The sequence below is a fragment of the Mesorhizobium tianshanense genome (genome assembly GCF_007830515.1).
Classification (GTDB): domain Bacteria; phylum Pseudomonadota; class Alphaproteobacteria; order Rhizobiales; family Rhizobiaceae; genus Mesorhizobium; species Mesorhizobium tianshanense.
Genome location: NZ_VLKT01000013.1, coordinates 12,861 through 38,242 on the forward strand (window position 1 = coordinate 12,861; position 25,382 = coordinate 38,242).

The window sequence follows — 25,382 nt, forward strand, 5'->3', positions numbered from 1 at the left end:
ACCTTTCCGATTGAATTGATTGAACAAATCAATTCTTGCCGGTGCCGGCCTGACCAAGCGCCCGGCGCTCAAGCAGCCTCTCGGCCTCCGCCATCACCTCCGCCGGCGCGACGCCGCCGCCGGGCGCGGCAAGCAGCGTTGACGAGAACGGCCCGCGCGGGCCGGTCAGGCCGGGCTCCGTCGCCAAGAACACGGCGACGGTCGGCAGGCCGAAGGCACTGGCGAGGTGGGTGAGGCCGGTGTCGGCGCCGATGACCAGCACCGACCGGCCGATGATCGCGCCGATCTCGGCAAGCGGCGATTTCGGCACCAGAACCGTCTGTGGAACGGCTTGGGCAATCGCCTCGGCAACCGCCTTTTCCCTGTCGTTCGACCAGGTGGTGACCGGCGTCATTCCTCTTTCCACGAGAAGCCGGGCAGTCTCGATCCAGTGGCCGGCCGGCCATTTCTTGTCCTCGCGGCTGGTGCCGTGCAGCAGGAAGGCGGGGTCTTCGCCGACAAAGGTCGAACCGCCGGCCGGCGGCACAATGCCGGACTCGATCCCGGAAAAATCCGGTTCATAGCCGAGCGCCAGCCCGAACAGCCGCCTCGTGCGTTCGATGGCGTGCAGGTCGCGCGGCACAGCATAGCGGCGGTCGTAGAACAAAGCCGCCGAAGGTTCGCGGGCACTCGAGCCGTCGAATCCGGCGATCGGCGCCGCCGCCTGTTTCGCCACCAGCGCCGATTTCAGCAATCCTTGCGCATCGATGACGAGATCGTAGCGGCAATCCCGCAAGGCGCGGCGCAAACCCGCCGCCTCGCGCCATGTGCCGCGGTCGAGCGGACTTGTGCGCCAGCGCCGGATCGCCACGGTGTGAATGGTCGCGATCGCCGGATGCAGCGCCACGATACCGGCAAAAGCCTCCTCCACACACCAGTCGAACGACACATCGGGTCGGTTGCGGCGCGCATCCTCGACGGCCGGAAAGGTATGGATGACGTCACCCATCGAGGATGTCTTGACGATGAGCACCTTCATGCGGCGGCCGGTATTTCCAGCAGCCGTTCCACTGCTGCCGCGACCTGCGCGACCTCGAGCGTCTTCAGGCAGTTGAGATGACCGAGCGGGCAGATTTTCTTATGGCAGGGCGAACAGGACAGGCCGAGCCAGACCAGTTCGCGGTGCTCGGCCAGCGGCGGTGTATTCTGCGGCGAGGTCGAGCCATAGACGGCAACGATCGGTGTGCCGACCGCTGCTGCAACATGCATCAGCCCGCTGTCGTTCGACACCGCGAGCCTGGCCGAGGCGATCAGGTCGATGGCGTCCTCCAGCCCCGTCTGGCCGGCGAGGTCGACAGCACCCGGTGCAAGCGCGGCGATTTCCGCCGTGACGTCGGCGTCGTTCTTCGATCCGAACAGCGCGACCTTCAGTCCTTTCGCCATCATGTTGCGGGCAAGGCCGGCATAGGCTTCACTCGGCCAGCGTTTGGCCGGGCCGAATTCGGCGCCCGGCATAAGTGCTGCGAATTTCTTCGCCTCCAGCCCGAAGCGGCCCAGCAATGCCGCCTGGTTTTTCGTGTCGACAGCAAGCCTTGGGACGCGGAACGTTCCGCCTTGCGCGAGGCCGAAATAGGCTTGCGCCGTGCGCCGTTTCACACCGTCGGGCAAGGGAACGATGTCGGTCAGCAGCCCGTAGCGCATTTCCTTGAGATGGCCGACACGGCGCGGGATGCGGGCAAAGAACGGGACCAGCGCCGACTTCCAGCTTCCCGGCATGACATAGGCCATGTCGTAGCGGTCGCGCAGCCGGCGGCCGAAGCGCCTTCGGATGCTGAATTCCAGCGCGCCGGATTTCAGCGGCAGATCGATCTGCTGGCGTATTTCGGGCATGCGCTTGACCAATGGTGCCGCCCATGCCGGGGCCAGCACGTCGATCGCGGTGTTCGGGTGAAGCTCTTTCAGCGCCGAGAAGAGGCACTGCGCCATCACCATGTCGCCCACCCAGCGGGGGCCGATCACGAGGATCGCTGGGCTTTCAGCCATTCGACATAGTCTCTGACGCCGGTTTCCACTGTGCGAAACTGACCATTGTAACCGGCAGCGCGCAACCGGGACATATCAGCTTGGGTAAAACTCTGGTAGCTGCCCTTGAGGTGGTCGGGGAAGTCGATGAACTCGATCTGCCCTTTGCCCAGCGTGCCGATCACCGTTTCGGCAATGGTGCGGAACGGCTGGGCGCGGCCGGTGCCGCAATTGAAGATGCCGCTCAGTTCGCGTTTCCACAGCCACAGATTGACGTCGGCAACATCGCCGACATGGATGAAATCGCGGCTCTGCTCGCCGGGTCCGAAACCGTCATAGGCACCGAACAGTTTCGGGTTCTGGCCCTGCTCGACCTGGTTGAACAGATGGAAGGCGACCGAGGCCATGGCACCCTTGTGCGCCTCATGCGGTCCATAGACGTTGAAATAGCGCAGGCCAGCCACCGGCGAATGGTCATTTATTTGGGAATGATTTGGGTCGAAGACGGTGCGGCGGACGTAGTCGTCGAACAGCTTCTTCGAATAGGCATAGACGTTGAGCGGGCGTTCGCATTCCGGCTCCTCGCGAAAGTCGGCGCCGCCGCCATAGACCGAGGCGGAGGAGGCATAGAGGAAAGGCACGCGCAGCGCGAGGCAGGCATGCAGCAGCCGCTTCGAATAGGCGTAGTTCACCTCCATCATGAACTTGCCGTTCCACTCGGTGGTGGTCGAGCAGGCGCCCTGGTGAAAGACGGCCTCGATGCGGCCGAGCCCGCCGTCTTCGAGGCGCGCCAGGAAATCGTCCTTGTCGAGATAGTCGGCGATCTGGAGATCGGCGAGATTGGCGATCTTGTGGCCGTCGGTCAGGTCGTCGACGACAAGGATGTCGTTAATCCCTTCGGCATTGAGCGCGGCGACGATGTTGGAGCCGATCATGCCGGCGCCGCCCGTGACGATGATCATGAATGCCTCTGGTACCTCATGCCGATTCCGGTCCTTATAGGGGAGGCTGGCGGGGCTGTCGATAAAGCAGGCCGCAATCCGGCGGCTGGGTGAGTGCCACAGTGCCGCCGCAAAGCTCTCGCTTCAGTCGGCAACCCACCGGCGAAGCGCGACAGGAGCAAGGCAATGCCATCGACCGAACTGCTTATCGCCTTTTTCGCCACCACGGCGATCTTCGCCTATATTCCCGGCCCGGCCATGCTCTACGCTGCTGCACAAACCATGGCGCGGGGCCGCTGGTCCGGGCTGATGGCGGCGTTGGGTATTCATCTAGGCGGCTATGTGCATGTCGTCGCCGCCGCTGCCGGGTTGTCCGTGCTTTTCCACGCCGTGCCGACGCTCTACGTCGCGGTCAAGCTGGCCGGCGCGTTGTATCTGATCTGGCTGGGCATCTCGCTGTTTCGCGCCAGGGCGCAAGACGATGCCGTCATCTCAGGCTCCGTTGCCTCAGGCTCCGTTGCCTCAGGCTCCGTTGCCTCAGGCCCCGTTGCCTCAGGCATTGTTCCGAAATCTGCCCGCCGCGCCTTTTTCGAGAGCATCACCGTCGAGGTGCTCAATCCCAAGACGGCGATCTTCTTCATGGCGTTCCTGCCGCAATTCATCGACGCGTCGGCGACATTTCCCGTCTGGCTCCAATTCCTCGTTCTCGGGACGATCGTCAATCTGATGTTCTCCTCGGCGGATGTCGTGTGCGTGGTGCTGGCCGGCGCGCTGATCACCAGGCTGCGGCGTTCGAGCCACGCGCAGCGCCTCATGCGGCGTGCCGGCGGTGTGGTGCTCGTGGGATTGGGCGTTCATGTCGCTTTGCAGAAAAGCTGATCCGTCAGCCGCCGTTGGCTGTGACCCGCTCGATGCCTGCCGTTGCGCTGCGCCGAATTGCGGTATATCGGCTTCGCCATGAACGACCAGCCCTGCCAGTCCAGCGTTTTCACAGCATCGGGACCGGCTTTCATTGCACGTCGCGGATGACATGAGCGAGCAATACCTGCCTTCTCCCGAACCCCTTCACCGCGCCATCTCGCGGTTCGGCAACGTCACCGTGCTGGTCGTCGGCGATTTCATTCTCGACCGTTTCGTCAACGGCGTCATCGAGCGGATTTCGCCTGAAGCGCCTATTCCGGTGCTGCGCGGGCGCGGTGAAACGTCGGCGATGGGCGGCGCCGGCAATGTCGTCTCCAACATCGTCTCGCTCGGCGCTGCCGCGATACCGGTCTCGGTGATCGGCGACGATCAGGCCGGCGACAATCTCATGCGCATGCTCGGGGAATCTGGCGTCGACACCGGCGGCCTCGCGCAGGACGTGAACCGCATGACATCGTCGAAAAGCCGCTTCAGCGCGCTCAACCAGCAGGTGCTGCGCTTCGACGAAGAGGAAATCAAGCCGCTGGACGACGCGGAGCGCGCGACGCTGATCCGGCATTTCCGTGCCGCCCTTACGCAAGCCGACATCGTTATCCTGTCCGACTACGGCAAGGGCATGTTGCTCGACGGCGTCGCAAGCGAGCTGATCTCGATCTGCCGCGAGGCGGGAAAGCCGGTCCTGGTCGATCCCAAGGGCCGCGACTATGCGTGCTATGCCGGGGCGACGGCAATCACGCCCAATCGCAAGGAACTCGGCGAGGCGGTTGGACGTGAAGTGTTTGCCGACGACGAGATCGTGGCCGCGGCGCGTGAACTGATCGCGGCACATGGCTTCGATTTCGTCGTCGCGACGCGCAGCGAGAAAGGCATGAGCGTCGTTAGCCCGGACGATGCCCGGCACATCACCACGCAAGCGCGGGAAGTGTTCGACGTTTCGGGCGCAGGCGACACGGTGATCGCGACATTTGCGCTGGCTTTTGCCGCGGGCGCCGACCGCATCATGGCCGCCGCCATCGCCAACGCGGCAGGCGGCGCGGTGGTGGGAAAACGTGGCACTGCGCGGCTGACGGTCGAGGAACTCACCGGCGCGCTGTTTCGCTCGCACGGACCGGTTGCCCACAAGGATGCGATCCTCGATGCCGCGGCCGCCGCCAGGCTGGTGGCGGCGTGGAAGGACGAAGGCCTGAGCGTTGGCTTCACCAACGGCTGTTTCGATATCCTCCATGCCGGCCATGTCAGCCTTTTGCATGCGGCACGCAGCCAGTGCGACCGGCTGGTTCTGGGCCTCAACAGCGATGCCTCGGTGCGCCGGCTGAAAGGGCCGGGGCGCCCGGTCAACGACGAGCATGACCGGGCCTGCGTGCTGGCGGCCCTTGCCTCGGTCGACGCTGTCGTCGTCTTCGAGGAAGACACGCCGCTCGCCCTGATCGAGGCGCTGACGCCCGACATACTGGTCAAGGGCGCCGACTACACAATCGATCAGGTGGTCGGTGCGGACGTGGTGCAGAAGGCGGGTGGACGCGTCGTGCTGGTCGATCTCGTCGCCGGCAAAAGCACGACAGGCACCATAGGCAAGTTGCGCGCCGGCAGTACAAACTGAGGTTTTTCATGTCCGAACTGAACAATTACCTGGTCCGCTCGGCGGCCGCGATCTCGGCGATGGTCGAGCGCGACCTCACCAGCGAGATGGAGCGGGCCGTTACCGCCGTCGTCGCGGCGCTTTCGCAGGGCAAGGCGCTGCTGATCTGCGGCAATGGCGGTTCGGCCAGCGACGCCATCCACATCGCCGGCGAACTGGTCGGCCGTTTCCTGAAGGAGCGCAAGGCCTACAATGTCATCGCGCTGCCGGCCAATGCGGCGGTGCTGACCGCCTGGGGCAATGATTACGGCTTCGACACGGTGTTTTCACGCCAGGTCGAGGCGCATGGCTCGGCGGGTGCTGTGCTGCTTGCCATCTCGACCAGCGGCAACTCGGCCAGCATTCTTGCCGCGGCCGAACAGGCGCGCATGATGGACATGACGGTGATCGGCCTGACCGGCGATACCGGCGGCAAGCTCAAGCCGCTCTGCGACATCTTGCTCAACGTGCCCTCGACCTCGACGCCGATCATCCAGCAGGGGCATCTGTGCCTCTATCATCATCTGTGCGAAATGGTCGAAGCGCGCCTCTGCGATGGCTGACAGGGACGCTGTCGTGAAGCCCTATCCGCTCGAAGAGCCCGGTTTGTGGGTCGAACGGATCGGCACCGCGGTTTTTCCAGCCGGCACGCCGGCGCTGTTCCTCGACCGCGACGGCACTATCAATGTCGATACCGGTTATCCCAGCGATCCGGCCGACATCGTGCTGCGACCGGAGATGCTGCCGGTGATCCGCACGGCCAACATCGTCGGCCTTCCTGCGATCGTAATCTCCAACCAGTCAGGTATAGCTCGCGGCTATTTCGGCTGGCTGGATTTCGCCGCAGTCAATGCTCGGCTGCTGGCGCTTCTCGAAGCGCAGGGTTGCCGGATCGATCTGATGCTCGCCTGCGCCTACCACTCGCGCGGGACGGGTGAACTGGCAGTCGGTGATCATCCGATGCGCAAGCCCAATCCGGGCATGCTTCTGCGCGCCCGCGATCTGCTGGGCGTGGATATCAGCCGATCGATCATCGTCGGCGACAAGGCCGATGACATGGAAGCCGGACGGCGAGCCGGGCTGCGCGAGGGCTGGCTGGTGCGCGGCAGATCCAATCGGGTCGCCGGCGATCATGCTTTCGCGACGCGCAGACTGATGAGCGGCAACGATCACCGAAAACTCCGCGACGCCATCGCCGAACTCGGCAAGGGCTAAATTAGGGTCTCACCCCATTGAAAGCCATCAGGCCCTCGTCCTTTACGCGGCGGATGGTCAGTGCCGTCCGCACCGTATCGACATTCGGCGCTGAGGCCAGCTCCTCGATGACGAAGGTCTGGAAGGTGCCGAGGTCGCTCGCAACGCAATGCAGCAAAAAGTCGGATTCGCCCGACACCATCCAGGCGTCGCGCACGATCGGCCAACCGCGCGTGCGTTCGGCGAAGGTCTTCAGCTCGGCGTCGGCCTGGTGATGCAGGCCGATGAGGCAGAAGGCAACGACGTCCATGCCGAGCGCCGGCGCATTGAGCAAGGCGCGGTAGCCGCGGATGATTCCGGTCTCTTCCAGCCGCCTGACACGGCGCAGGCATGGCGGCGCCGAAATGCCGACGCGGCCGGACAGCTCGACATTGGTCATGCGCCCGTCTTGCTGAAGCTCGCGCAGGATCTTCCAGTCGATGGCGTCGAGATCGGCTTTGAGCGGCATGGATACCTTCGGCGCTTCACGCAAGAATCTTTCGTGATTTTGTAATTAAACCACTTCGGTGTCCATTCCATCCCTTCAGAGTCTGTTTGGAAACTCTACTCTGGCGGCCATCTGATGGCGTTTTCTGCGCTTCCGGTGCTCACGGACCCAAATGTCCGCTGCGCTCCGGTTCTCGAAACCACCACCATATGCCTCGCCAGAGCGAATTTCGAAACAGTCTCTAAGCCAGCAATTTTCGGACAGGTCACCGGGCAAGATGTTCATGGATCGCCTGTTTGTGCCGAAGCTTTCCGGGGACGAAGGCCAGGTCGTCTTGCTGGCGTCGTCTGCAACACCTAGATTAGAGCCGATATTCGACCCCTGTGCCGGACGCTTCATTCGCGTCCGGTTGTTGTGAAGGCCTGTCCATGACCACCAAGCACGCACCCGTTCTCATCATCGGCTCCGGCCCCGCCGGCTATACGGCGGCAATCTACGCCGCCCGCGCCATGCTGAAGCCGATGCTGGTCGCCGGTCTGCAGCAGGGTGGTCAGCTGATGATCACCACCGACGTTGAAAACTATCCGGGATTCGCCGATCCGATCCAGGGTCCGTGGCTGATGGAGCAAATGCTGAAACAGGCCGAGCATGTCGGCACCGACATCATCAACGACATCATCACCGAGGTCGACCTCAATGTGCGCCCGTTCCGCGCCAAGGGGGATTCCGGAACCATCTATACCGCCGACGCGCTGATCATCGCCACCGGTGCGCAGGCGAAATGGCTGGGTATTCCGAGCGAACAGACCTTCATGGGCTTCGGCGTTTCGGCCTGCGCCACCTGCGACGGCTTCTTCTATCGCGGCAAGGATGTCGCGGTGATCGGCGGAGGCAATTCTGCGGTGGAGGAGGCACTCTACCTTTCCAACCTGGCAAAGAGCGTGACGGTCATCCACCGGCGCAGCGACTTCCGCGCCGAGCGCATCCTGAGCGAGCGGCTGTTCAAGAAGGACAATGTCCGCGTCATCTGGGATACCGTCGTCGACGAGATCACCGGCCAGTCCGGCAAGATGCCGCTGCCGCCGTCGGTGGAAGGGCTGAAGCTGCGCAATTTGGTGACCGGTCAGGAGATGCATCTGACGGTCGACGGCGTGTTCGTGGCGATCGGCCATGCGCCGGCGGTCGAGCTGTTCGCCGGCAAGCTGAAGCAGAAGCCGAACGGCTATCTGTGGACGGCGCCGGATTCGACATGCACCGACGTGCCGGGGGTGTTCGCCGCCGGCGACGTGACCGACGACATTTACCGCCAGGCGGTGACAGCGGCCGGGCTCGGCTGCATGGCCGCGCTCGAGGCGGAAAAGTATCTCGCGGGGATCGAAGTTCACCGCGAAGCGGCGGAGTAAGGAAGCGGGCTGAGAAAGCCGCGCAAAAGCCTGATTTTTCATTCAGGGGCTAAAAACAGGCAGACGCCAAAAACAGAACGAGGGGCATCATGGCGTTGGACTGGGACAAGCTACGCGTGTTTCATGCTGCAGCGGAGGCAGGGTCGTTCACCCATGCCGCCGAGACACTGCATCTGTCGCAATCGGCGATCTCGCGGCAGGTCAGCGCGCTCGAGCATGACGTCGGCGTGCCGCTGTTCAACCGCCATGCCCGCGGCCTGGTGCTGACCGAGCAGGGTGAGATGCTGTTCCGCACGGCGCATGACGTGCTGATGAAGCTGGAGACGATCAAGTCGCGGCTGACCGAGGCCAAGGACCGGCCCTCCGGCGTGCTCAGGGTAACGACCACGGTCGGGCTCGGCGCCGGCTGGCTGACCGAGCGCGTGCAGGAATTCATCGATCTCTATCCCGAGATCAGCCTGCAGTTGATCCTGGCGAACGAGGAACTCGATCTCACCATGCGCCGGGCGGACTGCGCGATCCGGCTGCGCCAGCCGCAGCAGCCGGATCTCATCCAGCGCCGCCTGTTCACCGTGCATTTCCACCTCTACGCGGCTCCTTCCTATGTGAACAAATATGGCAAGCCGGAGTCGATCGCCGAGTTGAGAACCCATCGCATCGTCACCTTCGGCGTGCCGGTGCCGGCGCATCTGTCGGAATTGAACTGGCTGGAAACGGTCGGCGATTTCGAAGGCGGGCAAAGGGTGCCGACGCTGCAGATCAACGACATATTGTCGATCAAGCGCGCGGTACAGGGTGGCGCCGGCATCGCCATGCTGCCCGACTATGTCATCAGCAAGGACTCAGGGCTGGTGCAGTTGCTGCCGGAGACCGAGGTGCCGTCCTTCGACACCTATTTCGCCTATCCCGACGCGATGAAGAACCAGGCGAAACTGCATGTCTTCCGCGATTTCATTATCGCCAAGGCGCGCAGCTGGTCGTTCTAGGGTATGTCGATATTCAGGTGATGCCGGCCTACCAACGGCGGGTTCCTGCGCTTCCGGTACTCACGTACCAAAAAGTACGCTCCGTTCCGGTTCTCGGAACCCACCCTTCTCGACTCGGCCTGACCTGAATCTCAACACACCCTGAAACGGCGCAGCTCTGTTTTCCCGGCTCACCCGCGCCACGGTGTCAGGCGAGGCAGCCAGCCTGGAACGGCATGGCGGTAGGACTCGTAGTCGGCGCCATAGCGGCGGGCAAGCGTCGGTTCCTCATGGAACTTCACGAACGAGACCATGGCGATGGCGGCGATAATGGCATAGGCGACGAGAACCCAGCTCGAAAACAGCAGCGCCTGGCCAAGGATGATCGGACAGCACCGCCAGATACATCGGGTTGCGGACATGGCGGTAGATGCCGCCGACAACCAGTCGCTCCGTCGGCGCGACCGGGGCCGGCGTGCCCAGGCCTTCGAGCGCAAAACGGGTGAAGGCATGAAGCAGCAAGGCCGTCGCGACGACAACAAGAACCCAGCCGACCGGGACCAAGCCGGGCAAGGTCGACCATGGCAGACGATAGCGATCGGTCAACAGCCAGGGCAGCAATCCCGCGACCACGCCGGGCGCTGCGATGAAGAACAGCGCGCTGCCGGCGATCGCCTGACGTGTCCTCATCGAGGCTCCTTCTAAAGCGACTTGCACTTTCGAATCTGCGCATCGTGCTTTCCGAACCGAAGGTCAGCGCAGCAAAATAGGAACCGATTTTCGGGGCGATGCGCGATTGCCGCAAAAATAACGCGTGCTGCCCGATTCGACGTCATCCGTTGTTTTCAGCGCCTTGGAGCAAGAATCGGCTCTGATTCGCTGTTTCGCAATGATTCTTGGCCGACCGCACACTGCATTTCGACGATTCTGCTGGTCCTATGGGGTCAAAGAATGGGTTAGACCACAGCCTGCGTCTTTTTGCATGCGTGTGTTGCAAAATAGATGCTTGTTTCTTGGGCATGATGAGCACATATATATATCATCTCCTGGGCGCGTTCTCCTCCCATTAGCGCCCTTGAGTGTTCCCCTCTGGAGGTTAGCCTTAACAGGCACTTCCAATCAAACTCAGCCGGATCTTCGTTGATCCGGCTTTTTTGTTGCCCGAAGGCTGCCGGTGCCGACGGAAGGCCGACCGAAATTGTCACGTAACAGTGACATGTAACCTCAGGTAACATATCGCAAGCGCCCAGCATCGACTAAGCAGATCATAGGACGCGGTGTGGTTCGTGCGGGAGATGGGGGCATCACTCGGACGACCCGGGCTCAGGCGGCTACCGCGTCCGAACCATTCTTCCGCCGCAGCATCAGGCGCTGGCGGTACATGCGGCGGACCTGCCGTTTCGCCTCCCACGAAGACGGTCCGCAAGAGAGCGGCGTCCGGATCATTCCGGACGCCGCTTCCGTGTATTGGCCGAGATACTGTCGGCAAAATCCGGTGTCAGGCAGCCTTGCCACTGGCATTCAGGGCCTCGTCGGCCAGGCGGCCGGTGAGTTCGGCCATGTGGTCGAAGGCGGCACGATAGCTGGCGACGCCCGCGGTCGCCGAACGCAGCTCGATGATCAGGTCGCCGATCTCGGCCTGCGGCATGGTCGCCTCGACGACATCCCATCCCGGCCAGCCGGGCCGCGCATCGTAGCCGAGGATCTGGCCTCGCCGCTGCGGGATCAGGGCGATGATCTTCGAGGTCGCGTCGGACGGCGTGACGATCTCGACCTTCATCACCGGTTCGAGCAGCACTGGCGAGCAGGCGGCCATACCTTCCTTCATCGCCAGCTTCGCCGCCATCTGGAAGGCCATGTCCGACGAATCGACGGAATGGTAGGAGCCATCGGACAGGTTGACGGCGACATCGACCACCGGAAAGCCAAGCGGCCCGGATCTCAGATAGTCGCGCACGCCGGTTTCGACCGACTGGATATAGGTTTTCGGCACGGCGCCGCCGGTGATGGTATCGGTGAACTGGAAGCCGGAGCCGCGCGGCAGCGGCTTGATCTCGATCACCACGTCGCCGAACTGGCCATGGCCGCCCGACTGCTTCTTGTGGCGGCCACGCTGCTGCGCCGTTTTGCGGATCGTCTCGCGATAGGGCACGGCCGGCGGATGGCCTTCGACCGGGATCTGGTTCTTGCCCTCCAGCCGCTCGCGCACGACGCGCAGATGCATCTCGCCATGGCCCGACAGCACGGTTTCGGCCGAATCCTGATTGTGGCGCAGGCTGAGCGAGGGATCTTCCTCGGCAAGGCGCTGGATGGCCGCCGACATCTTCACCTCGTCCTTGCGCTCCTTCGGGCGCAGCGCGAAGGCGAAGACCGGTTGCGGCGGCGTCAGCGTTACCAACGGCTTGATGCCGCCCTTGGCCGAGCTCAGTGTCTGGCCGGTCGTGACGTCGTCCAGCTTGCCGAGCGCGACCGTGTCGCCGGCCTTGGCCGAGGTGAGCTTGGACTGATCCTTGCCAAGCATTCTGTAGATGCCGGAGACTTTTGCCGTGGCGCCGTTCGAAAGGAAGAGCTCGGCGGCGTCGGCAAGCTGGCCGGACAGGATGCGCGAGACCGACAGCTTGCCGCCATGCGCGGTGTGAATGGTCTTCATCACCTGGATCACCGTCGCGTTGCCGTCGGGTGCGCCGAGGCGCTTGCGGGTCGCCTCGACGTCGGGCGCGTCGTGGCGGATCGTCTTCAACAGGCGCAGCACGCCGTTGCCCTTCTCGGCGGTGCCGATCAGCACTGGCGTCACCGCGCCGTCACGCAGGTCGGCGGCGAGGTCGTCGAAGATCGCGTCCTTCGGCGGCTCGATCTCTTCGAGCAGCTGCTCCATCAACTGGTCGTCATGATCGGCGAGCGTCTCCAGCATGGAAAAGCGCGCCTCCAGCTCGCGCGCCTTTTCGTCACCCGGAATCTGGGCGATCTCGCTTTCGGCATATTCGCGATAGATGTAGGCGCGCTCCAGCGCCAGATCGATCGAGCCGATGACGACGCCGTCCTTGCGCAGCGGAATCTGGCGCAGCAGCAACGGCGCCGAGCTTGCCGGCTGCAGCATCTTCAGCGTGTCGCGCACGCCTGATATCGCCTTGTCGACCTTGTTGAGGAACAGGATGCGCGGCACGCCGAGATCGTCGAGCTTGCGCATGATCAGCTGCAGGGCAGGGATCTTCTTCTCGTCGGCTTCGGCGACGACCACGGCGATGTCGCAGGCGGCGAGCACCGGTTCTGCCTCGAAGGAGAATTCGATGGAGCCGGGACAATCGACGAAGGTGAGCTGCTCGCCCATGAATTCGGTGGTGGCAAAGGTCGCCTCGACGCTCATGGCGTGGGCACGTGCCTCAGGCGAATGATCGGAGACGGTGTTTCCCGAGGAAACGGGATTCTGGCGGGGAATGGCGCCCGTGCGCGCCAATATGGCTTCGAGAAGTGTCGTCTTACCGCTTGCAAAGGGACCGACTATGGCAATGCATTTCGGTCCCGTGCGTCGTCCTCCGGCGCGAGTTCCCATGACTGACCTCCACTCAGGCGTTTCCCTGGGAGCGGCGGCCGGCCTGTCGACCGTCGCGGGCGGGGCTTTTTTCAGTTCGCCACCTACCCAAGAGCATCGTCCCACGGGTTAGCCGGGAGGGCAAGGGATTTGAGGATGGCCTGATACCGCGGATGTTGAGCCATGATCGGCGAAGCCGTCGGATGCGGGCCTGGGCTTCCCATCAAATCGGCGACAGAGCCAGTCGCCGAAAAGCCGCAAAAGTGGTTGCGCCATGAGGGTTATCAGACGAAAGTGCCCGTTTCCTGGCAAAAAAGGAACGGTCGTCGCCGACCGATCCGCCGTCAGCTTGAGGAATCGCGACGATGAAGATCATTGCCTGCGGCAGCGTGCCGACCGTCATTGCGCCGGAAAAGTACTTCACCGGCCGTGTGTTGCAGACGCCGATCATCGAGAGGGAAGCGCCGGCGCGACTGCGCGCCATCATGGTCGGTTTCGAGCCTGGCGCGCGTACCCACTGGCATACGCATCCGCTAGGCCAGACGCTCTATGTCATGTCAGGCGCCGGCTTCGCCCAAAGCTGGAACGGACCGATACAGGCAATCAGGGCCGGCGACGTCATTTCGTTCGCGCCCGATGAAAAGCACTGGCACGGCGCCGGCCCGAAATCGGCGATGGAGCATATCGCCATGCAGGAGGCGCTCGACGGCGTCCACGCCGAATGGCTGGAGAAGGTGACCGACGAGCAATATGGCGGCTGAGGCTTCTGAGCCCAATAGAAACCCGGCTCGCGGCCGGGTTTTGGTGTTCGAGATGCGCCTGATCAGGTCAGCGAGGCGGTGAAGCGCTGGATGCGCGTGCAGGCCTCTTCGAGCAACGCCTCCGACGTGGCGTAGGAGATGCGGAAGTTCGGGCCGAGGCCGAAGGCCGAACCGAACACGACCGCCACGCCCTCGGCCTCGAGCAGCTCCGAGCAGAAGGCTTCGTCGCTGTCGATCACCTTGCCGGCTTTGGTCTTCTTGCCGATCAACTGGGCGCAGGACGGATAGACATAGAAGGCGCCTTCGGGCGACGGGCAGGTGATGCCGCGCGCCTGGTTGAGCATCGACACGACGAGATCGCGCCGAGCCTGGAAGATCGCCTTGTTTTTCGCAATGAAATCCTGCGGACCGTTCAGCGCCTCCACCGACGCCCACTGCGCGATGGTGCAGGCGCCGGAGGTCTGCTGGCCCTGGATCATGTCCATCGCCTTGATCAGCGCCACGGGCCCGGCCGCGTAGCCGATGCGCCAGCCGGTCATGGCGTAGGCCTTCGAGACGCCGTTCATGGTCAGCGTGCGCTCATAAAGCTTCGGCTCGACCTCGGCGATGGTCTTGAAGACGAAGTCGCCATAGATCAGGTGCTCGTACATGTCGTCGGTCAGCACCCAGACATGGGGATGCTTCAACAGCACGTCGGCCAGAGCGCGCAATTCCGCCTCGGTGTAGGCGGCGCCCGACGGGTTCGACGGGGAGTTCATCAACAGCCATTTGGTGCGCGGCGTGATAGCCTCTTCGAGCGCCGCCGCCGTCAGCTTGAAGCCGTTGTCGATGGTGGTGTCGGCAAAGGCCGGGGTGCCGCCGCAGATCGCCACCATCTCGGGATAGCTGACCCAGTACGGCCTCGGGATGATGACCTCGTCGCCCGGGTTCAGCGTCGCCATGAAGGCGTTGAACAGGATCTGCTTGCCGCCGGTGCCGACGATGGTCTGCTCCGGCCGGTAGTCGAGATTGTTCTCGCGCTTGAATTTTTTCGCGATCGCCTCGCGCAGCGGCACGATGCCGGAAACCGGCGGATATTTCGTTTCGCCGCGGCGGATGGCCTCGATTGCAGCGTTCTTGATATTGTCCGGCGTGTCGAAGTCCGGTTCGCCGGCGCCCAGCCCGATCACGTCACGGCCGGCGCTTTTCAGCTCGCGCGCTTTCTGCGTCACTGCGATGGTCGCGGAAGGCTTTACGCGGGAAAGGACGTCGGCAAGAAAGGCCATGACGATGGTGTCTCCTTGTGGGCTTGGGCGGTCCGTCCGACCGCGGCGTCTCTCATGTCGCATCATTCCGCCAAGCGCAAGCATTGTCGGATGCGCCAGACCTCAAATCCTCGGCAATGACAAATCCGGCAACAATAAATTCACCTCCTGGCGGTAAAACCCCGGACGGCCGGATCACACCATTCCGCCAGTCTCGCAAAGCGAGGAACCGTGTCGCGCAGCATCGGGCTTGCCCATATCGTCCGTCATGATGACGGCACCGCCAGCGGTGTCTGGGGCATCTACATGCTGCAGAGCGCTTTCCAGCCGATCTTCGCCTTCAGCAACGGCAAATTGTCCGTCACCGCATTCGAGGGGCTGATCCGGCCGTTCCGTGACGGCGAGCCGCAGTCGCCGATGATTTTCTTCAGCACCTGTCCGCCGGTCGACCGCTTGCATATCGAAGCGCTGACAAGGACGCTTCACCTTTTGAACGCCGGCGCCTGCCTGCCGCAGGAGGCGTCCATCTTCATCAATTTCGATCCATCGGTGTTCACCGAGCGCAGCATCGCCGACAGCGCACTGCGTGACATGCGGCTGGTGCTGCATGAAGCTGGCATCGATGCGAAGCGCGTCGTCTGCGAGGTAACCGAGCAGAAGTCGGCGTCACAGGAAACGCTCTACAATTTCATCGAGGCGCTCAGGGCCAACGGGTTTCGCATTGCCGTCGACGATTATGGCGCCGACGAGTCCGACATCAACCGCATCAAGGAACTCAGGCCTGACATCGTCAAATTCGATGCCCACTGGATCATGCAACTGATGGAGTCCGGCGCTGGCTTCGCCTTGCTGACCGCCATGGTGGCAAGCTTCGAACAGCAAGGCATCCGCACGGTGTTCGAGGGCATCGAGGAAGGCTGGCAGCTTGAGCTGGCCGAGAAATCGGGAGCCTCGATGGTGCAGGGATTCGCGCTGGCGCGCCCGGAGCTTGCGCCGACCAGCTTTCACGTCTTCGGCAAGGACAAACAGGCGCCTGTGACAGTGCCCGATGCCGGCGAAGCGCCTGCGACTGTCTCGCCTTCGCCGCGGCCGAAACGGGCTTTCGGGCGCAAGGTGGCGCCATGACCGGGCGGCCCGACAGGCGGCGCAATGTCGGCGAGGCGATCTTTGCCGACGAGGTCGGGATCGAATACGGCGTCTATGGCGCGTTCCGGCTGCGGAGCGCCTATCAGCCGATCTTCGCGCCGCGCGGCGAGTTTTTGAAGGCCGTCGCGGTCGAAGGCCTGATCGAGCCGCACCGCGCCGGCAGGCCGGTCGCGCCACCCGCGTTTTTCGAGGGCGTACCGGCGCCGGATCGCTTTTTCGTCGAGACGATGTGCCAGGTGCTGCATCTCAGGAACTTCCGCAACATCGGCGTCGACGGGCTCGACCTGTTCTTCAACTACAATCCGCTGATCAACGATCATCCTGGGCGGGCGCTGGCCGAGATCAGGCTGATGACCAGGCACCTCGCCGAGTTCGACCTGCACCCCGGCATGCTGGTCTGCGAGATCACCGAGCAGGCCGCGGACGACAAGGTGCTCGTCAGCCTGGCGCGCGAGATGCGGCGCGACGGCATCCGCATCGCCATCGACGATTTCGGCACGGGGCATTCGACGGCTGAACGGGTCGCCCTTGTCCAGCCCGACATCGTCAAGATCGACGGCACCTGGTTCGCGGAATTCTGCCGCCATGCCGCCGCCGAACGATTTTTCCGGCCGCTGGTCTCCGCGCTGCACGACCGCGGCACCAAGGTGCTGGTCGAAGGGATCGAGCAATCCACCCATCTGCGCGTCGCGCTGGATGGCGGCGTCGATCTTTTGCAGGGCTATCATCTGGCGCGGCCGGCGCTGGCCGGTACGGTCTTCGACGAGGAGCCGCTGCCCGTCGATACGCTGCTCGGCATGGACAACAAGGTCGTGCCGCTGTTCGGGTGATGTATCAGCGGCGCTGATGGTTGCGCCAAAACAAATCACTGGATGAAGCCGATGCTGCCGGGATAATTGCCGGTAAGCGCCGTCCCGCTGGGGAGCGGCGATGGGAGCACCAATGACCATACTCTATGGAATGATCGACAGCGGCAATTGCTACAAGCCGCGCCTTTTGATGGCCAAGCTCGGCATCCCCTTCACCAATGTCGAGGTGAGTTCGCATACCGGCGACACGCGCAAGCCCGACTATGTCGCCAAGAACCCGAACGCCATGGTGCCGCTGCTCGAACTCGACGACGGCCGGCGGCTGGCCGAATCCAACGCCATTCTGCTGTATCTCGCCGAAGGCACGCGGTTCCTGCCGGCCGACAAATACGAGCGGGCACTGGCCTATCAATGGCTGTTCTTCGAGCAGTACAGCCACGAGCCCTATATCGCGGTGCGCAAGGCGTTGCTGACCTTTCCCGAACGGGCCAAGGACGCCACGCCGGAACGGCTGGCGGTGACGCTGGAGCGCGGAAACAAGGCGCTCGGCGTGATGAACAAGCATCTGGAAGGCAGTGCGTTCTTTGCCGGTGAGGCACTGAGCGTCGCCGACATCGCGCTCTACGCCTATACGCATACTGCCGAGGTGGGCGGTTTTCAGCTCGACGCCTATCCGGCGGTGGCGGCCTGGCTGAGGCGGGTCGAGGCCGATCCAGGGCATGTGCCGATAGAATGGCTGGGGTAGTCTTTGTCCTCACGCTCGTCGCCGCTTCGCGGCCGCTCCGGACGGGGCACGCCAGCGCATGACCCCGAAAAACGACTTCGATTTTCGGTAAGGATCATGAGCAAAATCAAAGTGTTACAGCGTCCTTTGCGCGTCCGAGAGGACGCGCGGCGCTGTAATGGCGCGACGCCCGGTCGGGCTTGCGGCCTTCGGCCGTGGCGCAAAATCCGAACAGAGATGAAATCCGGACAGCAAAAAGGCGGGACAAAATCCCGCCTTCCCATGCTTGGTAGCCTGATCGGGAGCGTTTTGGCCGGGCCGGCAGCAATCTGCTGCTTCGGCTTGTCGGGTCCTTCCGCTCCGGCGCGCTTCTCGCGCGACCGTCAGTACATCCGTGACTTGCCGCGCGCGCCCCGAGCTCTCGCTCCGGCACGCGCCATTCGCAAAATCAGGCTGCCTTGCTCAGAGACCCAGCGGACGACTTGCCAGTGCGGCGGTCCTGCTCGATCTCGAAGTTGATCTTCTGGCCTTCGACCAGGGTCGACAGCCCAGCGCGCTCGACTGCGGAGATGTGGACGAAAACGTCCGCGCCGCCGCTGTCAGGCTGGATGAAGCCGAAACCCTTGGTGGAATTAAACCACTTGACCGTACCTGTAGCCATTTCGATAGTCCTTACGTTTGCTTTAGCTTGACCGAACCGAAGTCCAGCCGGTTTGTATCGAGATTTTGGAGATAGACGTCAGCAAACGCGAATATCGCGAGGCCCGGATCGATCGGCCGAAATATCAATGGACCTGATATAGTCCGCTTCCGTGCAAAAAACAAGACTGCGCGAAAAAAGGCGCTGATGCGGCGCTGCCCAACGGCCGCCCCAATCGCGTGAAAGCGTTGCAGCGTCGCGTGTTGCGGAGGTCGCATCGCTTACGCGCACGTTGCGGGGGAAGGACCGCGCCGCCTTCGAGCGTCCGGTCCTGTTTTGGGAGAGGACCATGAAAACTGTTCTGCTTGCCGCCTGCCTGATGCTGGTGGCCGCCGAGGCGCAGGCGATCTCGCGCTACGACCCGACCCGCATGAGCTGCGGCAGGGTGCGGGCGACGATCGCGCGGGAAGGCGCAGTCATCCTGCGTTACCAGTCGACGCGCACGCCGGGATTGCCGCTCTACGACCGCTATGTGCGGAGCCAGCGTTTCTGCGACATCGGCGAAGTCAGGGCACGCGCTTCGGTGCCGAGCGCCGACACGAACTCCTGCATCGTCTATAAATGCAAGCGGGTGGACACGGACCGGCGTTTCCGCCGGCGCATCCTGCAGGACTAGCGTCTTCCGTCGCAGACGGTCCGGATGATGCTCCAGGGCGTGTTGAGATTCAGGTCAGGCCGAGCCGAAAATGGTGGGTTCCGAGAACCGGAACGCAGCGCACGTTCGGGTGCGCGAGTACCGGAAGCGCAGGAAACTGCCATTTGCAGGCCGGCATCACCTGAATATCGACATGCCTAGAATCCGAACGACACTTGCGCCGGCGGCGGCGGGCCGACGCGCACGCCTTCCATCGCCAGCATCTTTTCCTTGGTGGTCGAGCCACCCGGCGCGGAAAAACCGCCGATCTTGCCGCCGGCGGCAAGAATGCGGTGGCAAGGGATGACCAGCGGCACCGGGTTGGCGCCGAGCGCCGCGCCCGTCTCACGCGCCAGCCCGGCATGGCCGGCGCGCCTGGCCAGCTCGCCATAGGTGGTGGTCTCGCCGAAGGCGAGCTTTCGCGCCGCGTCGTAGATGGCGAGGCGGAAATCGTCGACCCCGGTGAGATCGACCGGCACGCCGGAGAAATCGACGTCTTCGCCGGCCGCGTAGGCCTGTATCGACGCGATCAGCTCGGTGACCCATTGCGGCCGGGCGCTCGAAGCGGCGATGCCGGCATGGTGCAAGAGCCGGCGTTCCACCGCGTCGCGGTTGCGCTGGGGCAGGCAGAGCCGGGTCAGTCCGGCCTCGCTCCAGGCGATGCCCATGAAGCCGATCACGGTTTCGAAGACGGCGTGGCCGACGGTGGCCTGGGAGGTGCTTTCCATGATGTGCTCCTTTCCGAAGGAACGGATGGAATCCGGTACATATCGAGAACGAGATATCGCATTTTCAGGTTGCCGTTGCCACCCGAAAACCACTTGAAGTCCACAGCAGGCTGCGGATTGCCCGGACCAGGGCGCTGGTGTAAGGACTTCTTAACAGACGAACCGGACCCGAGCGCGGCTTGCCAGCAAAAATCATCTTTCCCGCGATCGGCGTGATGCTCGCTGCGGCCGGTCTCAGCGGCTGCACTTCGACCGCGCAGATGAAGGCCGCGCCTTCGCTGACTGAGACCACTGCGGCGGACGCTGATGCCGGTTTTGCGCTGGCGTTGCCCGACACGGTTTCGGTGCTGCCAGAATCCTCCGGTATCGCGCCTGTCCAGACGGCGGCATTGCCTGTCCAGACGGCGGCATTGCCTGTCGACACCGCCGCGACGCCTGCCCAGCCGGCCGCTTTTGCCGGCCCGACCCCGCTGGCTGCCACGGCATCTTCGGGTATGGCGGCCGACGCGGCGCCAGCCGGCGCGGCACCTGTCCATGCGACGGCCGCTGCCGCCGTGCCGGTCACCGGTGAGACAGGCAAGACGATGCCCGGCGTTCAGCAGGTCGCCTATGCCGTGCCTGAGAACCCGTCCGCCCTGCTTTCGACCAGCCCTGCCAGGGAGTACTCGACGGGGCCGCGCGGCGAGCTCGAGCGGCTGATCGAGAAATATGCCGCGCTTTATGAGGTGCCGGTCGATCTGGTGCGCCGCGTCGTCAGCCGCGAAAGCACCTTCAATCCCAAGGCCTACAATCGCGGCCATTGGGGGCTGATGCAGATCAAGCATGCGACGGCGCGCGGCATGGGCTATGAGGGTCCGGCGAAGGGGTTGTTCGACGCCGAGACCAATCTGAAATATGCGGTGAAATATCTGCGCGGCGCCTGGCTGGTGGCCGGCGGCAACGCCAAGCGCGCCGACCGGCTCTACCAGAGCGGCTATTATTACGACGCCAAGCGCAAGGGCATGCTGGAAGAAACCGGCCTTGGCCGCGACCGCGTTAGGCGTCGCCTGCAGCCCGATGCCTGAACCGCGCCCGCCGGCGCCAAACGACATCAGGCTGCGCAAGATCCTCGACGATACGCTTGCCCCGCCGCGCTGGCCGGAAGGCTTCGTCATGCGCGGCTTCGAGGCCACCGACGCGGGCGCCTTGCATGCGCTGCTGACCGCCGTGTTCGACGATGGCGCCGACGGGCCGTTCGACGAATGGTGGCCGCGCATTTCAAGCGACGCGGAATTCGACCCTGCCTTGTGTTTCCTGGTTATCGACGGCAAGGGCCGGCTGGCGGGCGCGGCGCTGTGCTGGACGAGGGCCTTCGTGAAAGACCTTGCCGTCCACCCCGAGGCGCGCGGCCGGGGCATCGCCGAAGCGCTGATGTGGCACGTCTTCGCCGCCTTTCGCGCGCGCGGCGCCGCGCATGTCGATCTCAAAACCAACACGGTGGAGAACGCCGCCGCCGTCAGGCTCTACGAGCGGCTGGGGATGTTCGAAGTCGACTGGGCGGGGTGAGGGGCAATCGCTTCAGGCAAAGCGAACGCTCGACCGCCAATTGCCGAAGTCGGCGCAAACCGGAAGCGATTGCTCCTCGCTTGCGCAAAAATGTCGGAACCCTGCTTCGCCATACGTCCTTGAGAGGTAAGGCGCGTTGCCGCGCGCCGTCAAAACCACGGATGATGGAGATGACGATGATCACCTTTCCCAACGAATCCGCCAAATACCGCACCGCCCGCGAAAAGCTGCTGCGGAAGGAGATCGAGCTGCGCCGGGTCATGGAGGACGTGGCGGTCGCCCGCCGCGCGCTGCCGCCCGGCGGGCTGGTGCCTGAGGATTATGTTTTCGACGGGCTTGGCGCCGACGGCAAGCCGGCCCGCATAAAATTGTCGGAGCTGTTTTCGCCTGGCAAGGACACGCTGATCGTCTACTCGATGATGTTTCCGCGCCATCCGCAGGAGACGCGCGACGTGGCGACCAGTGGCGGCACCGCGAAGCTCGCGCGGGCCGATCAGCCGTGCCCGTCCTGCACGGCGCTGCTCGACCAGTTCGACGGCGCCATTGGCCATCTCGAGGCCGCCGGCTTCAATTTCGCCGTGGTGGGCAAGACCGCGCTCGAAAACATGATCACGCTTGGCCGCGACCGCGGCTGGAAGAACATGCGGCTGGTCTCCTCGGCCGCCAACAGCTTCAAGCGCGATTATCACGCCGAGGCGGAGGATGGCGCGCAGCTTCCGGTTCTGTCGGTGTTCCATCGTGAAGCCGACGGCATCCGCCATTTCTGGAGCTCCGAGCTTGGCTTCGCGCCGTCCGAGCCCGGCCAGGACCCGCGCGCCGTCGGCACCTGCGAGATCCTGTGGAACCTGATGGATTTTACCCCGGAGGGCCGGCCGGACTGGGACGAACAGCTGCAATATGCCGGCGCCTGCTGCCATTGAGGCCTTGCCTTCTCCCACAAGGGAGAAGGAAGGCGCGCAACTTCGCCGCCTGTGTCGCGTTGGAGACTCCGAGGATCACGAACCCGGAGATTTTCCTGTGAAAACGCATCTCACCATCGCCATGGTCGCTTTGCTTGCCGGCGCGCCGGCGGCCTTCGCCCAATCAGACGCCCCGGCCGACATCCCTGCTGTCGAGGAAACCAGGATCGACACCGAGACTTTCTCGAATACGGCCGCCAGCGCCAACCGGTTCGAGATTGAAAGCAGCAGGCTGGCCGAACAAAAGAACGTCGCCGCCGATGTCAGGGAATTCGCCGCGCTGATGGTCAAGGACCACACCAAGGCTGGCGAGGATCTCAAGGCAGCGCTCGAGCAGAGCCAGACCACGGCCTCGGTGACACCGAGCGGCCCGGCTCTGGAGCCGAAAGACCAGGCGATGCTCGACCAGCTCAGGAAGCTCGACGGCGATGAATTCCAGGCGAAATACATCCTCCTGCAGACCGAGGCGCATAAGCAGGCGCTGGCGCTGTTTTCGACCTACGCGCAGTCGGGCGAAGACCCGGCGCTGAAGGAATTCGCCAAGAAAACGCTACCGACGCTGCGGATGCATGAAAAGCACCTGAAGAACCTGGCGGCCGCGCACAGCTAGACTGCCGACAGCGAGTGCTCAGCTCGTTTTGATCTGCTCGACCGCGGTCACCAGCAGTTCGGCCATGGCGCTGCGAATCTGATGATCCGACTGGGCGACGCCCGCCGCGTCGAAATCGGCGCGTACCTTGCGGAACACATCGTCGTCGCCTGCCTCTTCGAAGTCCGAGCGCACCACCTCTTTCGCATAGGCATCAGCGTCTTCACCGGTCTTGCCGAGCTTTTCGGCGGCCCACAGGCCGAGCAGCTTGTTACGGCGCGCCATGGCCTTGAACTTCGTCTCCTCGTCCATCGCGAACTTCTTTTCGAAGCCTTCCTGACGGTCTCTCATACTGCTCATGGTTTGCCTCGTTCGGGGGTTGAGTCTCCGACCTTCATCCGGTGGACTGGAAGAGCGGGAGGCCGAACATGGCGTGCATGGATGTCATAAGCAAGGCCGGACCGTTCATGTCGCAGCTTCATTCCAGCCTGGGTTCCTCTCCCCCGCTTCACGGCAGGGCAATCGCAGATGAAAAGCCAAGGCTTTCGCTCTACGATGTACCCCCACCCCTAACCCCTCCCCACAAGGGGGAGGGAGACTTCCGTGGCGCTAACCTCAGCAAAATGCCGCTCTTTCGACGCCAAAGAGGGAAGGAAAGGCGCGCGGCAGCGTTCCCTCCCCCTTGTGGGGAGGGTTAGGGTGGGGGTCCTCTTCGCAAAAAATCCATATGCGATTGCCCTGCGCTTCACGGGGGCGAGGAACCCAGGCCTTGAGAAGTTGGAGGGGCAGCACCCAGCACAGCACCCCTCTGCCCTGCCGGGCGTTCGTCGTTCGGAAAGCCAAGCAATTGGCTTTCCGTCCGCTGCGCGGACCACTCCCGCAAGGGGGGAGATCGGCAGCGCCGCCGACGGCCTTCGCACCGATGTGATTTGACGTTGCCGCGCCGTGACCTACTCTCGAATGGCGGGACGAGGAGACGAGCGATGCAGTCACCTTTCAACGGGATTCGTAGCGTCACGCTGGCAGCGGCAGCGATCCTTGCCGCCGGCACCGCGGCTTACGCCCATCACGGCTGGTCGTGGACTGAGGACGGGTTCTTCGAACTGCGGGGCAGGATCACGGCCATCTACATCGGCAATCCGCACGCCACGCTGGATGTCGACGTGGAGGGCGAGGCCTGGCGGGTGGAGATGGCGCCGCCGTCCCGCACGATCGCCGCCGGCTTCACCGAGGAAGTCGCCAAGGTCGGCGACGAGGTGACCGCGATCGGCAACCGCTCGCTCGACGAGAAAGAAAAACGCATGAAGGCGGTGCGCATCATCGTCGGCGGCAAGACCTACGATGTCTATTCCGACCGCGTGCCGCCGGCCTGAATGGACGCGCTGTTTGCCGGCATCGAGCAACTCGCCTTCGTGCGGGGACTGAAGGCCTCCTTCGTCGCCTACCCCATCGTCAACGCGCTGCACATCCTATCGACCGGCGCGCTGTTGACCAGCGTCTGGCTCATGGACCTCAGGATCATCGGCGCCTTCCGCTCGTTGCCGCGGGCGGCGTTCGTGGCGCTGCTGCGCCGGGTGGCGTTATGTGCGTTTGGCGGGGCGCTTGTCACGGGGGCGCTGCTGTTTTCTGTCAGGGCGAGGGAGTATGCGGCGATGCCGGTTTTCCTCGCCAAGATGGGGCTTATCCTGCTCGCGGGCGTCAACTTTCTCGCGTTTGTGCGCCACGCAAAAGGCGGTGACGAGCCGGCTGGTGGGACCGTCACCGTGCTGGCCGTGCTCTCGCTGGTGCTGTGGACGTGCGTGTTGTTCGCCGGACGGTTTATTGGGTTTCTAAACTGAGGCGAGGGGCAGCAGGCGGGCAGATAAGCTCCATGCAAATGCATTCAGCGGGAGTTTGCCATGAAGAAGAAAGTCATCGAGGTGCCGGTGATGTCGGCCAAGGTGCGGTCGCTCGCCCTGCCGTGTTCGGCGCGCAGCTTCGTCTCGGTGGCGTCGTGGCCAATGGAGTTCGACATCGAGATCGAGTGTGTCGCGGTGGCGTGAGGTTCGTCAAGGAATATTTGTCCCTCATGAATCCGAGAATAGCACTGACGCGCTGCTGTCCATCCACAACTTCGCGAACAAGAGCCTTCTTAATTGGATCCTGAGTGACTCGAAGGTAAATTGGGGGGACAGGAAGGCCAAGTAATAACGTGTCTATTAGAAACGACTGGGCTGCCCGGCTCCAAACGCCTCGTCTCTGGAATTTTGGAGAAATGGCTAATGTTCCAGCCTCATCCCATTGCAGAAAATCTAAAGGTGTATAGTTGCTTCGATCAGGCTTTCTCATTGTTTTGCTTGTTCCTTGATCTCAAACAGCGTGGACCGGTTAGGTTTTCAATTTTCGCGGCTAAGAATATGAGATACACCGTCCATCAGCAAGAATAAGGGAATGAAAACAAATCTTGCCAGTGTGGACCTCTAAGGCTCGTATCGAGGATGATTA

Annotated in this window: 27 protein-coding genes and 2 pseudogenes; 18 read left to right on the plus strand and 11 right to left on the minus strand. The window is 63.3% G+C overall.

Annotated elements, in window-relative coordinates; translation table 11 throughout:
• Positions 1-28 precede the first annotated feature (28 nt).
• From waaC to rfaD, 3 genes are read right to left on the minus strand one after another with little or no spacing between them, the layout of a single operon-like run.
• Positions 29-1,018, minus strand: a complete 990-nt coding sequence (gene waaC, locus IQ26_RS12190; RefSeq protein WP_145717235.1) for a lipopolysaccharide heptosyltransferase I — start codon at positions 1,016-1,018, stop codon at positions 29-31.
• A complete protein-coding gene (gene waaF, locus IQ26_RS12195; protein WP_145717237.1) occupies positions 1,015-2,022 on the minus strand; it encodes a lipopolysaccharide heptosyltransferase II in 1,008 nt (335 codons plus the stop codon). Before waaF ends, waaC begins: the two co-directional genes overlap by 4 nt.
• The gene (rfaD, locus tag IQ26_RS12200) at positions 1,995-2,963 is read right to left on the minus strand and encodes an ADP-glyceromanno-heptose 6-epimerase (RefSeq protein ID WP_145717239.1); all 969 of its coding nucleotides are present in this window, start codon (positions 2,961-2,963) and stop codon (positions 1,995-1,997) included. Before rfaD ends, waaF begins: the two co-directional genes overlap by 28 nt.
• Positions 2,964-3,128: 165 nt before the next feature.
• Between rfaD and IQ26_RS12205 the strand changes: the two genes are divergently transcribed.
• The 4 genes from IQ26_RS12205 (at position 3,129) to IQ26_RS12220 (ending at position 6,696) form a co-directional block, all read left to right on the plus strand.
• A complete protein-coding gene (locus IQ26_RS12205; RefSeq protein WP_145717240.1) occupies positions 3,129-3,821 on the plus strand; it encodes a LysE family translocator in 693 nt (230 codons plus the stop codon).
• A gap of 151 nt (positions 3,822-3,972) precedes the next feature.
• Entirely contained in the window at positions 3,973-5,463 is a 1,491-nt protein-coding gene (gene rfaE1 / locus IQ26_RS12210) for a D-glycero-beta-D-manno-heptose-7-phosphate kinase (RefSeq protein ID WP_145717242.1), read from the plus strand.
• Between the two features lie 8 nt (positions 5,464-5,471).
• A complete protein-coding gene (locus IQ26_RS12215) occupies positions 5,472-6,044 on the plus strand; it encodes a D-sedoheptulose-7-phosphate isomerase (protein ID WP_145717244.1) in 573 nt (190 codons plus the stop codon).
• Positions 6,037-6,696: a D-glycero-alpha-D-manno-heptose-1,7-bisphosphate 7-phosphatase gene (locus IQ26_RS12220; protein WP_145717246.1), complete on the plus strand. Its 660-nt coding sequence runs from the start codon at positions 6,037-6,039 to the stop codon at positions 6,694-6,696. The genes IQ26_RS12215 and IQ26_RS12220 overlap by 8 nt, the downstream gene beginning before the upstream one ends.
• A 1-nt stretch (position 6,697) precedes the next feature.
• On the opposite strand, the gene IQ26_RS12225 is transcribed toward IQ26_RS12220, so the two are convergent.
• Positions 6,698-7,183, minus strand: a complete 486-nt coding sequence (locus IQ26_RS12225; protein ID WP_145717248.1) for an Lrp/AsnC family transcriptional regulator — start codon at positions 7,181-7,183, stop codon at positions 6,698-6,700.
• 407 nt (positions 7,184-7,590) lie between these two features.
• On the opposite strand from IQ26_RS12225, the gene trxB reads away from it, so the two are divergent.
• A complete protein-coding gene (gene trxB / locus IQ26_RS12235; protein ID WP_126034323.1) occupies positions 7,591-8,565 on the plus strand; it encodes a thioredoxin-disulfide reductase in 975 nt (324 codons plus the stop codon).
• An 89-nt stretch (positions 8,566-8,654) separates the two neighbouring features.
• Positions 8,655-9,551, plus strand: a complete 897-nt coding sequence (locus IQ26_RS12240; RefSeq protein ID WP_126034322.1) for a LysR family transcriptional regulator — start codon at positions 8,655-8,657, stop codon at positions 9,549-9,551.
• 170 nt (positions 9,552-9,721) lie between these two features.
• Here the strand turns inward: IQ26_RS12240 and IQ26_RS12245 are convergent.
• Positions 9,722-10,220, minus strand: a pseudogene (locus IQ26_RS12245) (methyltransferase family protein).
• An 808-nt stretch (positions 10,221-11,028) separates the two neighbouring features.
• A complete protein-coding gene (locus tag IQ26_RS12250; protein WP_145717252.1) occupies positions 11,029-13,080 on the minus strand; it encodes an elongation factor G in 2,052 nt (683 codons plus the stop codon).
• Positions 13,081-13,424: 344 nt separating this feature from the next.
• Here IQ26_RS12250 and IQ26_RS12255 point away from each other — a divergent pair, with 344 nt between their 5' ends.
• A complete protein-coding gene (locus IQ26_RS12255) occupies positions 13,425-13,820 on the plus strand; it encodes a (R)-mandelonitrile lyase (protein ID WP_145717255.1) in 396 nt (131 codons plus the stop codon).
• A gap of 62 nt (positions 13,821-13,882) precedes the next feature.
• On the opposite strand, the gene IQ26_RS12260 is transcribed toward IQ26_RS12255, so the two are convergent.
• Positions 13,883-15,085 (minus strand): pyridoxal phosphate-dependent aminotransferase, encoded by a 1,203-nt coding sequence (locus IQ26_RS12260; RefSeq protein ID WP_145717257.1) that lies wholly within the window; start codon positions 15,083-15,085, stop codon positions 13,883-13,885.
• Between the two features lie 210 nt (positions 15,086-15,295).
• Between IQ26_RS12260 and IQ26_RS12265 the strand changes: the two genes are divergently transcribed.
• The 3 genes from IQ26_RS12265 to IQ26_RS12275 all read left to right on the plus strand — a co-directional run bounded on the left by IQ26_RS12265 (position 15,296) and on the right by IQ26_RS12275 (position 17,764).
• Complete coding sequence (locus IQ26_RS12265; protein WP_145717259.1) at positions 15,296-16,189, plus strand: EAL domain-containing protein; 894 nt, start codon at positions 15,296-15,298, stop codon at positions 16,187-16,189.
• A complete protein-coding gene (locus tag IQ26_RS12270; protein ID WP_145717261.1) occupies positions 16,186-17,040 on the plus strand; it encodes an EAL domain-containing protein in 855 nt (284 codons plus the stop codon). Before IQ26_RS12265 ends, IQ26_RS12270 begins: the two co-directional genes overlap by 4 nt.
• Positions 17,041-17,152: 112 nt before the next feature.
• Positions 17,153-17,764 (plus strand): glutathione S-transferase family protein, encoded by a 612-nt coding sequence (locus IQ26_RS12275; protein WP_145717263.1) that lies wholly within the window; start codon positions 17,153-17,155, stop codon positions 17,762-17,764.
• Positions 17,765-18,191: 427 nt separating this feature from the next.
• Here IQ26_RS12275 and IQ26_RS12280 read toward each other — a convergent pair whose 3' ends face one another.
• Positions 18,192-18,404 (minus strand): cold-shock protein, encoded by a 213-nt coding sequence (locus IQ26_RS12280; protein WP_023678332.1) that lies wholly within the window; start codon positions 18,402-18,404, stop codon positions 18,192-18,194.
• Between the two features lie 328 nt (positions 18,405-18,732).
• On the opposite strand from IQ26_RS12280, the gene IQ26_RS12285 reads away from it, so the two are divergent.
• The gene (locus tag IQ26_RS12285; RefSeq protein WP_145717265.1) at positions 18,733-19,059 is read left to right on the plus strand and encodes a hypothetical protein; all 327 of its coding nucleotides are present in this window, start codon (positions 18,733-18,735) and stop codon (positions 19,057-19,059) included.
• Between the two features lie 176 nt (positions 19,060-19,235).
• Here the strand turns inward: IQ26_RS12285 and IQ26_RS12290 are convergent, their stop codons facing one another.
• Entirely contained in the window at positions 19,236-19,805 is a 570-nt protein-coding gene (locus tag IQ26_RS12290; RefSeq protein ID WP_145717267.1) for a methylated-DNA--[protein]-cysteine S-methyltransferase, read from the minus strand.
• A gap of 179 nt (positions 19,806-19,984) precedes the next feature.
• On the opposite strand from IQ26_RS12290, the gene IQ26_RS12295 reads away from it, so the two are divergent.
• The 4 genes from IQ26_RS12295 (at position 19,985) to IQ26_RS12310 (ending at position 22,919) form a co-directional block, all read left to right on the plus strand.
• The gene (locus IQ26_RS12295) at positions 19,985-20,869 is read left to right on the plus strand and encodes a lytic transglycosylase domain-containing protein (protein WP_145717269.1); all 885 of its coding nucleotides are present in this window, start codon (positions 19,985-19,987) and stop codon (positions 20,867-20,869) included.
• Positions 20,862-21,350, plus strand: coding sequence for a GNAT family N-acetyltransferase (locus IQ26_RS12300; protein WP_145717271.1), 489 nt, complete (start codon positions 20,862-20,864; stop codon positions 21,348-21,350). Before IQ26_RS12295 ends, IQ26_RS12300 begins: the two co-directional genes overlap by 8 nt.
• 176 nt (positions 21,351-21,526) lie before the next feature.
• The gene (locus tag IQ26_RS12305) at positions 21,527-22,270 is read left to right on the plus strand and encodes a DUF899 family protein (protein ID WP_145717460.1); all 744 of its coding nucleotides are present in this window, start codon (positions 21,527-21,529) and stop codon (positions 22,268-22,270) included.
• Between the two features lie 97 nt (positions 22,271-22,367).
• Entirely contained in the window at positions 22,368-22,919 is a 552-nt protein-coding gene (locus IQ26_RS12310; RefSeq protein ID WP_145717273.1) for a DUF4142 domain-containing protein, read from the plus strand.
• Between the two features lie 18 nt (positions 22,920-22,937).
• Here the strand turns inward: IQ26_RS12310 and IQ26_RS12315 are convergent, their stop codons facing one another.
• Positions 22,938-23,258: a DUF1476 domain-containing protein gene (locus IQ26_RS12315; protein ID WP_145717275.1), complete on the minus strand. Its 321-nt coding sequence runs from the start codon at positions 23,256-23,258 to the stop codon at positions 22,938-22,940.
• Between the two features lie 623 nt (positions 23,259-23,881).
• Between IQ26_RS12315 and IQ26_RS12320 the strand changes: the two genes are divergently transcribed.
• Genes IQ26_RS12320 through IQ26_RS39685 form a run of 3 tightly spaced genes read left to right on the plus strand, consistent with a single transcriptional unit; the run spans position 23,882 to position 24,940 of the window.
• Positions 23,882-24,271: a DUF6152 family protein gene (locus tag IQ26_RS12320; protein WP_145717277.1), complete on the plus strand. Its 390-nt coding sequence runs from the start codon at positions 23,882-23,884 to the stop codon at positions 24,269-24,271.
• Positions 24,272-24,736 carry a hypothetical protein gene (locus IQ26_RS12325; RefSeq protein ID WP_145717279.1) on the plus strand — a complete coding sequence of 155 codons (465 nt, stop codon included), beginning with the start codon at positions 24,272-24,274 and terminating at the stop codon, positions 24,734-24,736.
• A gap of 60 nt (positions 24,737-24,796) precedes the next feature.
• A complete protein-coding gene (locus IQ26_RS39685) occupies positions 24,797-24,940 on the plus strand; it encodes a RidA family protein (RefSeq protein WP_167522680.1) in 144 nt (47 codons plus the stop codon).
• A 31-nt stretch (positions 24,941-24,971) separates the two neighbouring features.
• Here the strand turns inward: IQ26_RS39685 and IQ26_RS41440 are convergent.
• Positions 24,972-25,226 (minus strand): annotated as a pseudogene (locus tag IQ26_RS41440) (DUF262 domain-containing protein); the annotation flags it as partial.
• Positions 25,227-25,382 lie beyond the last annotated feature (156 nt).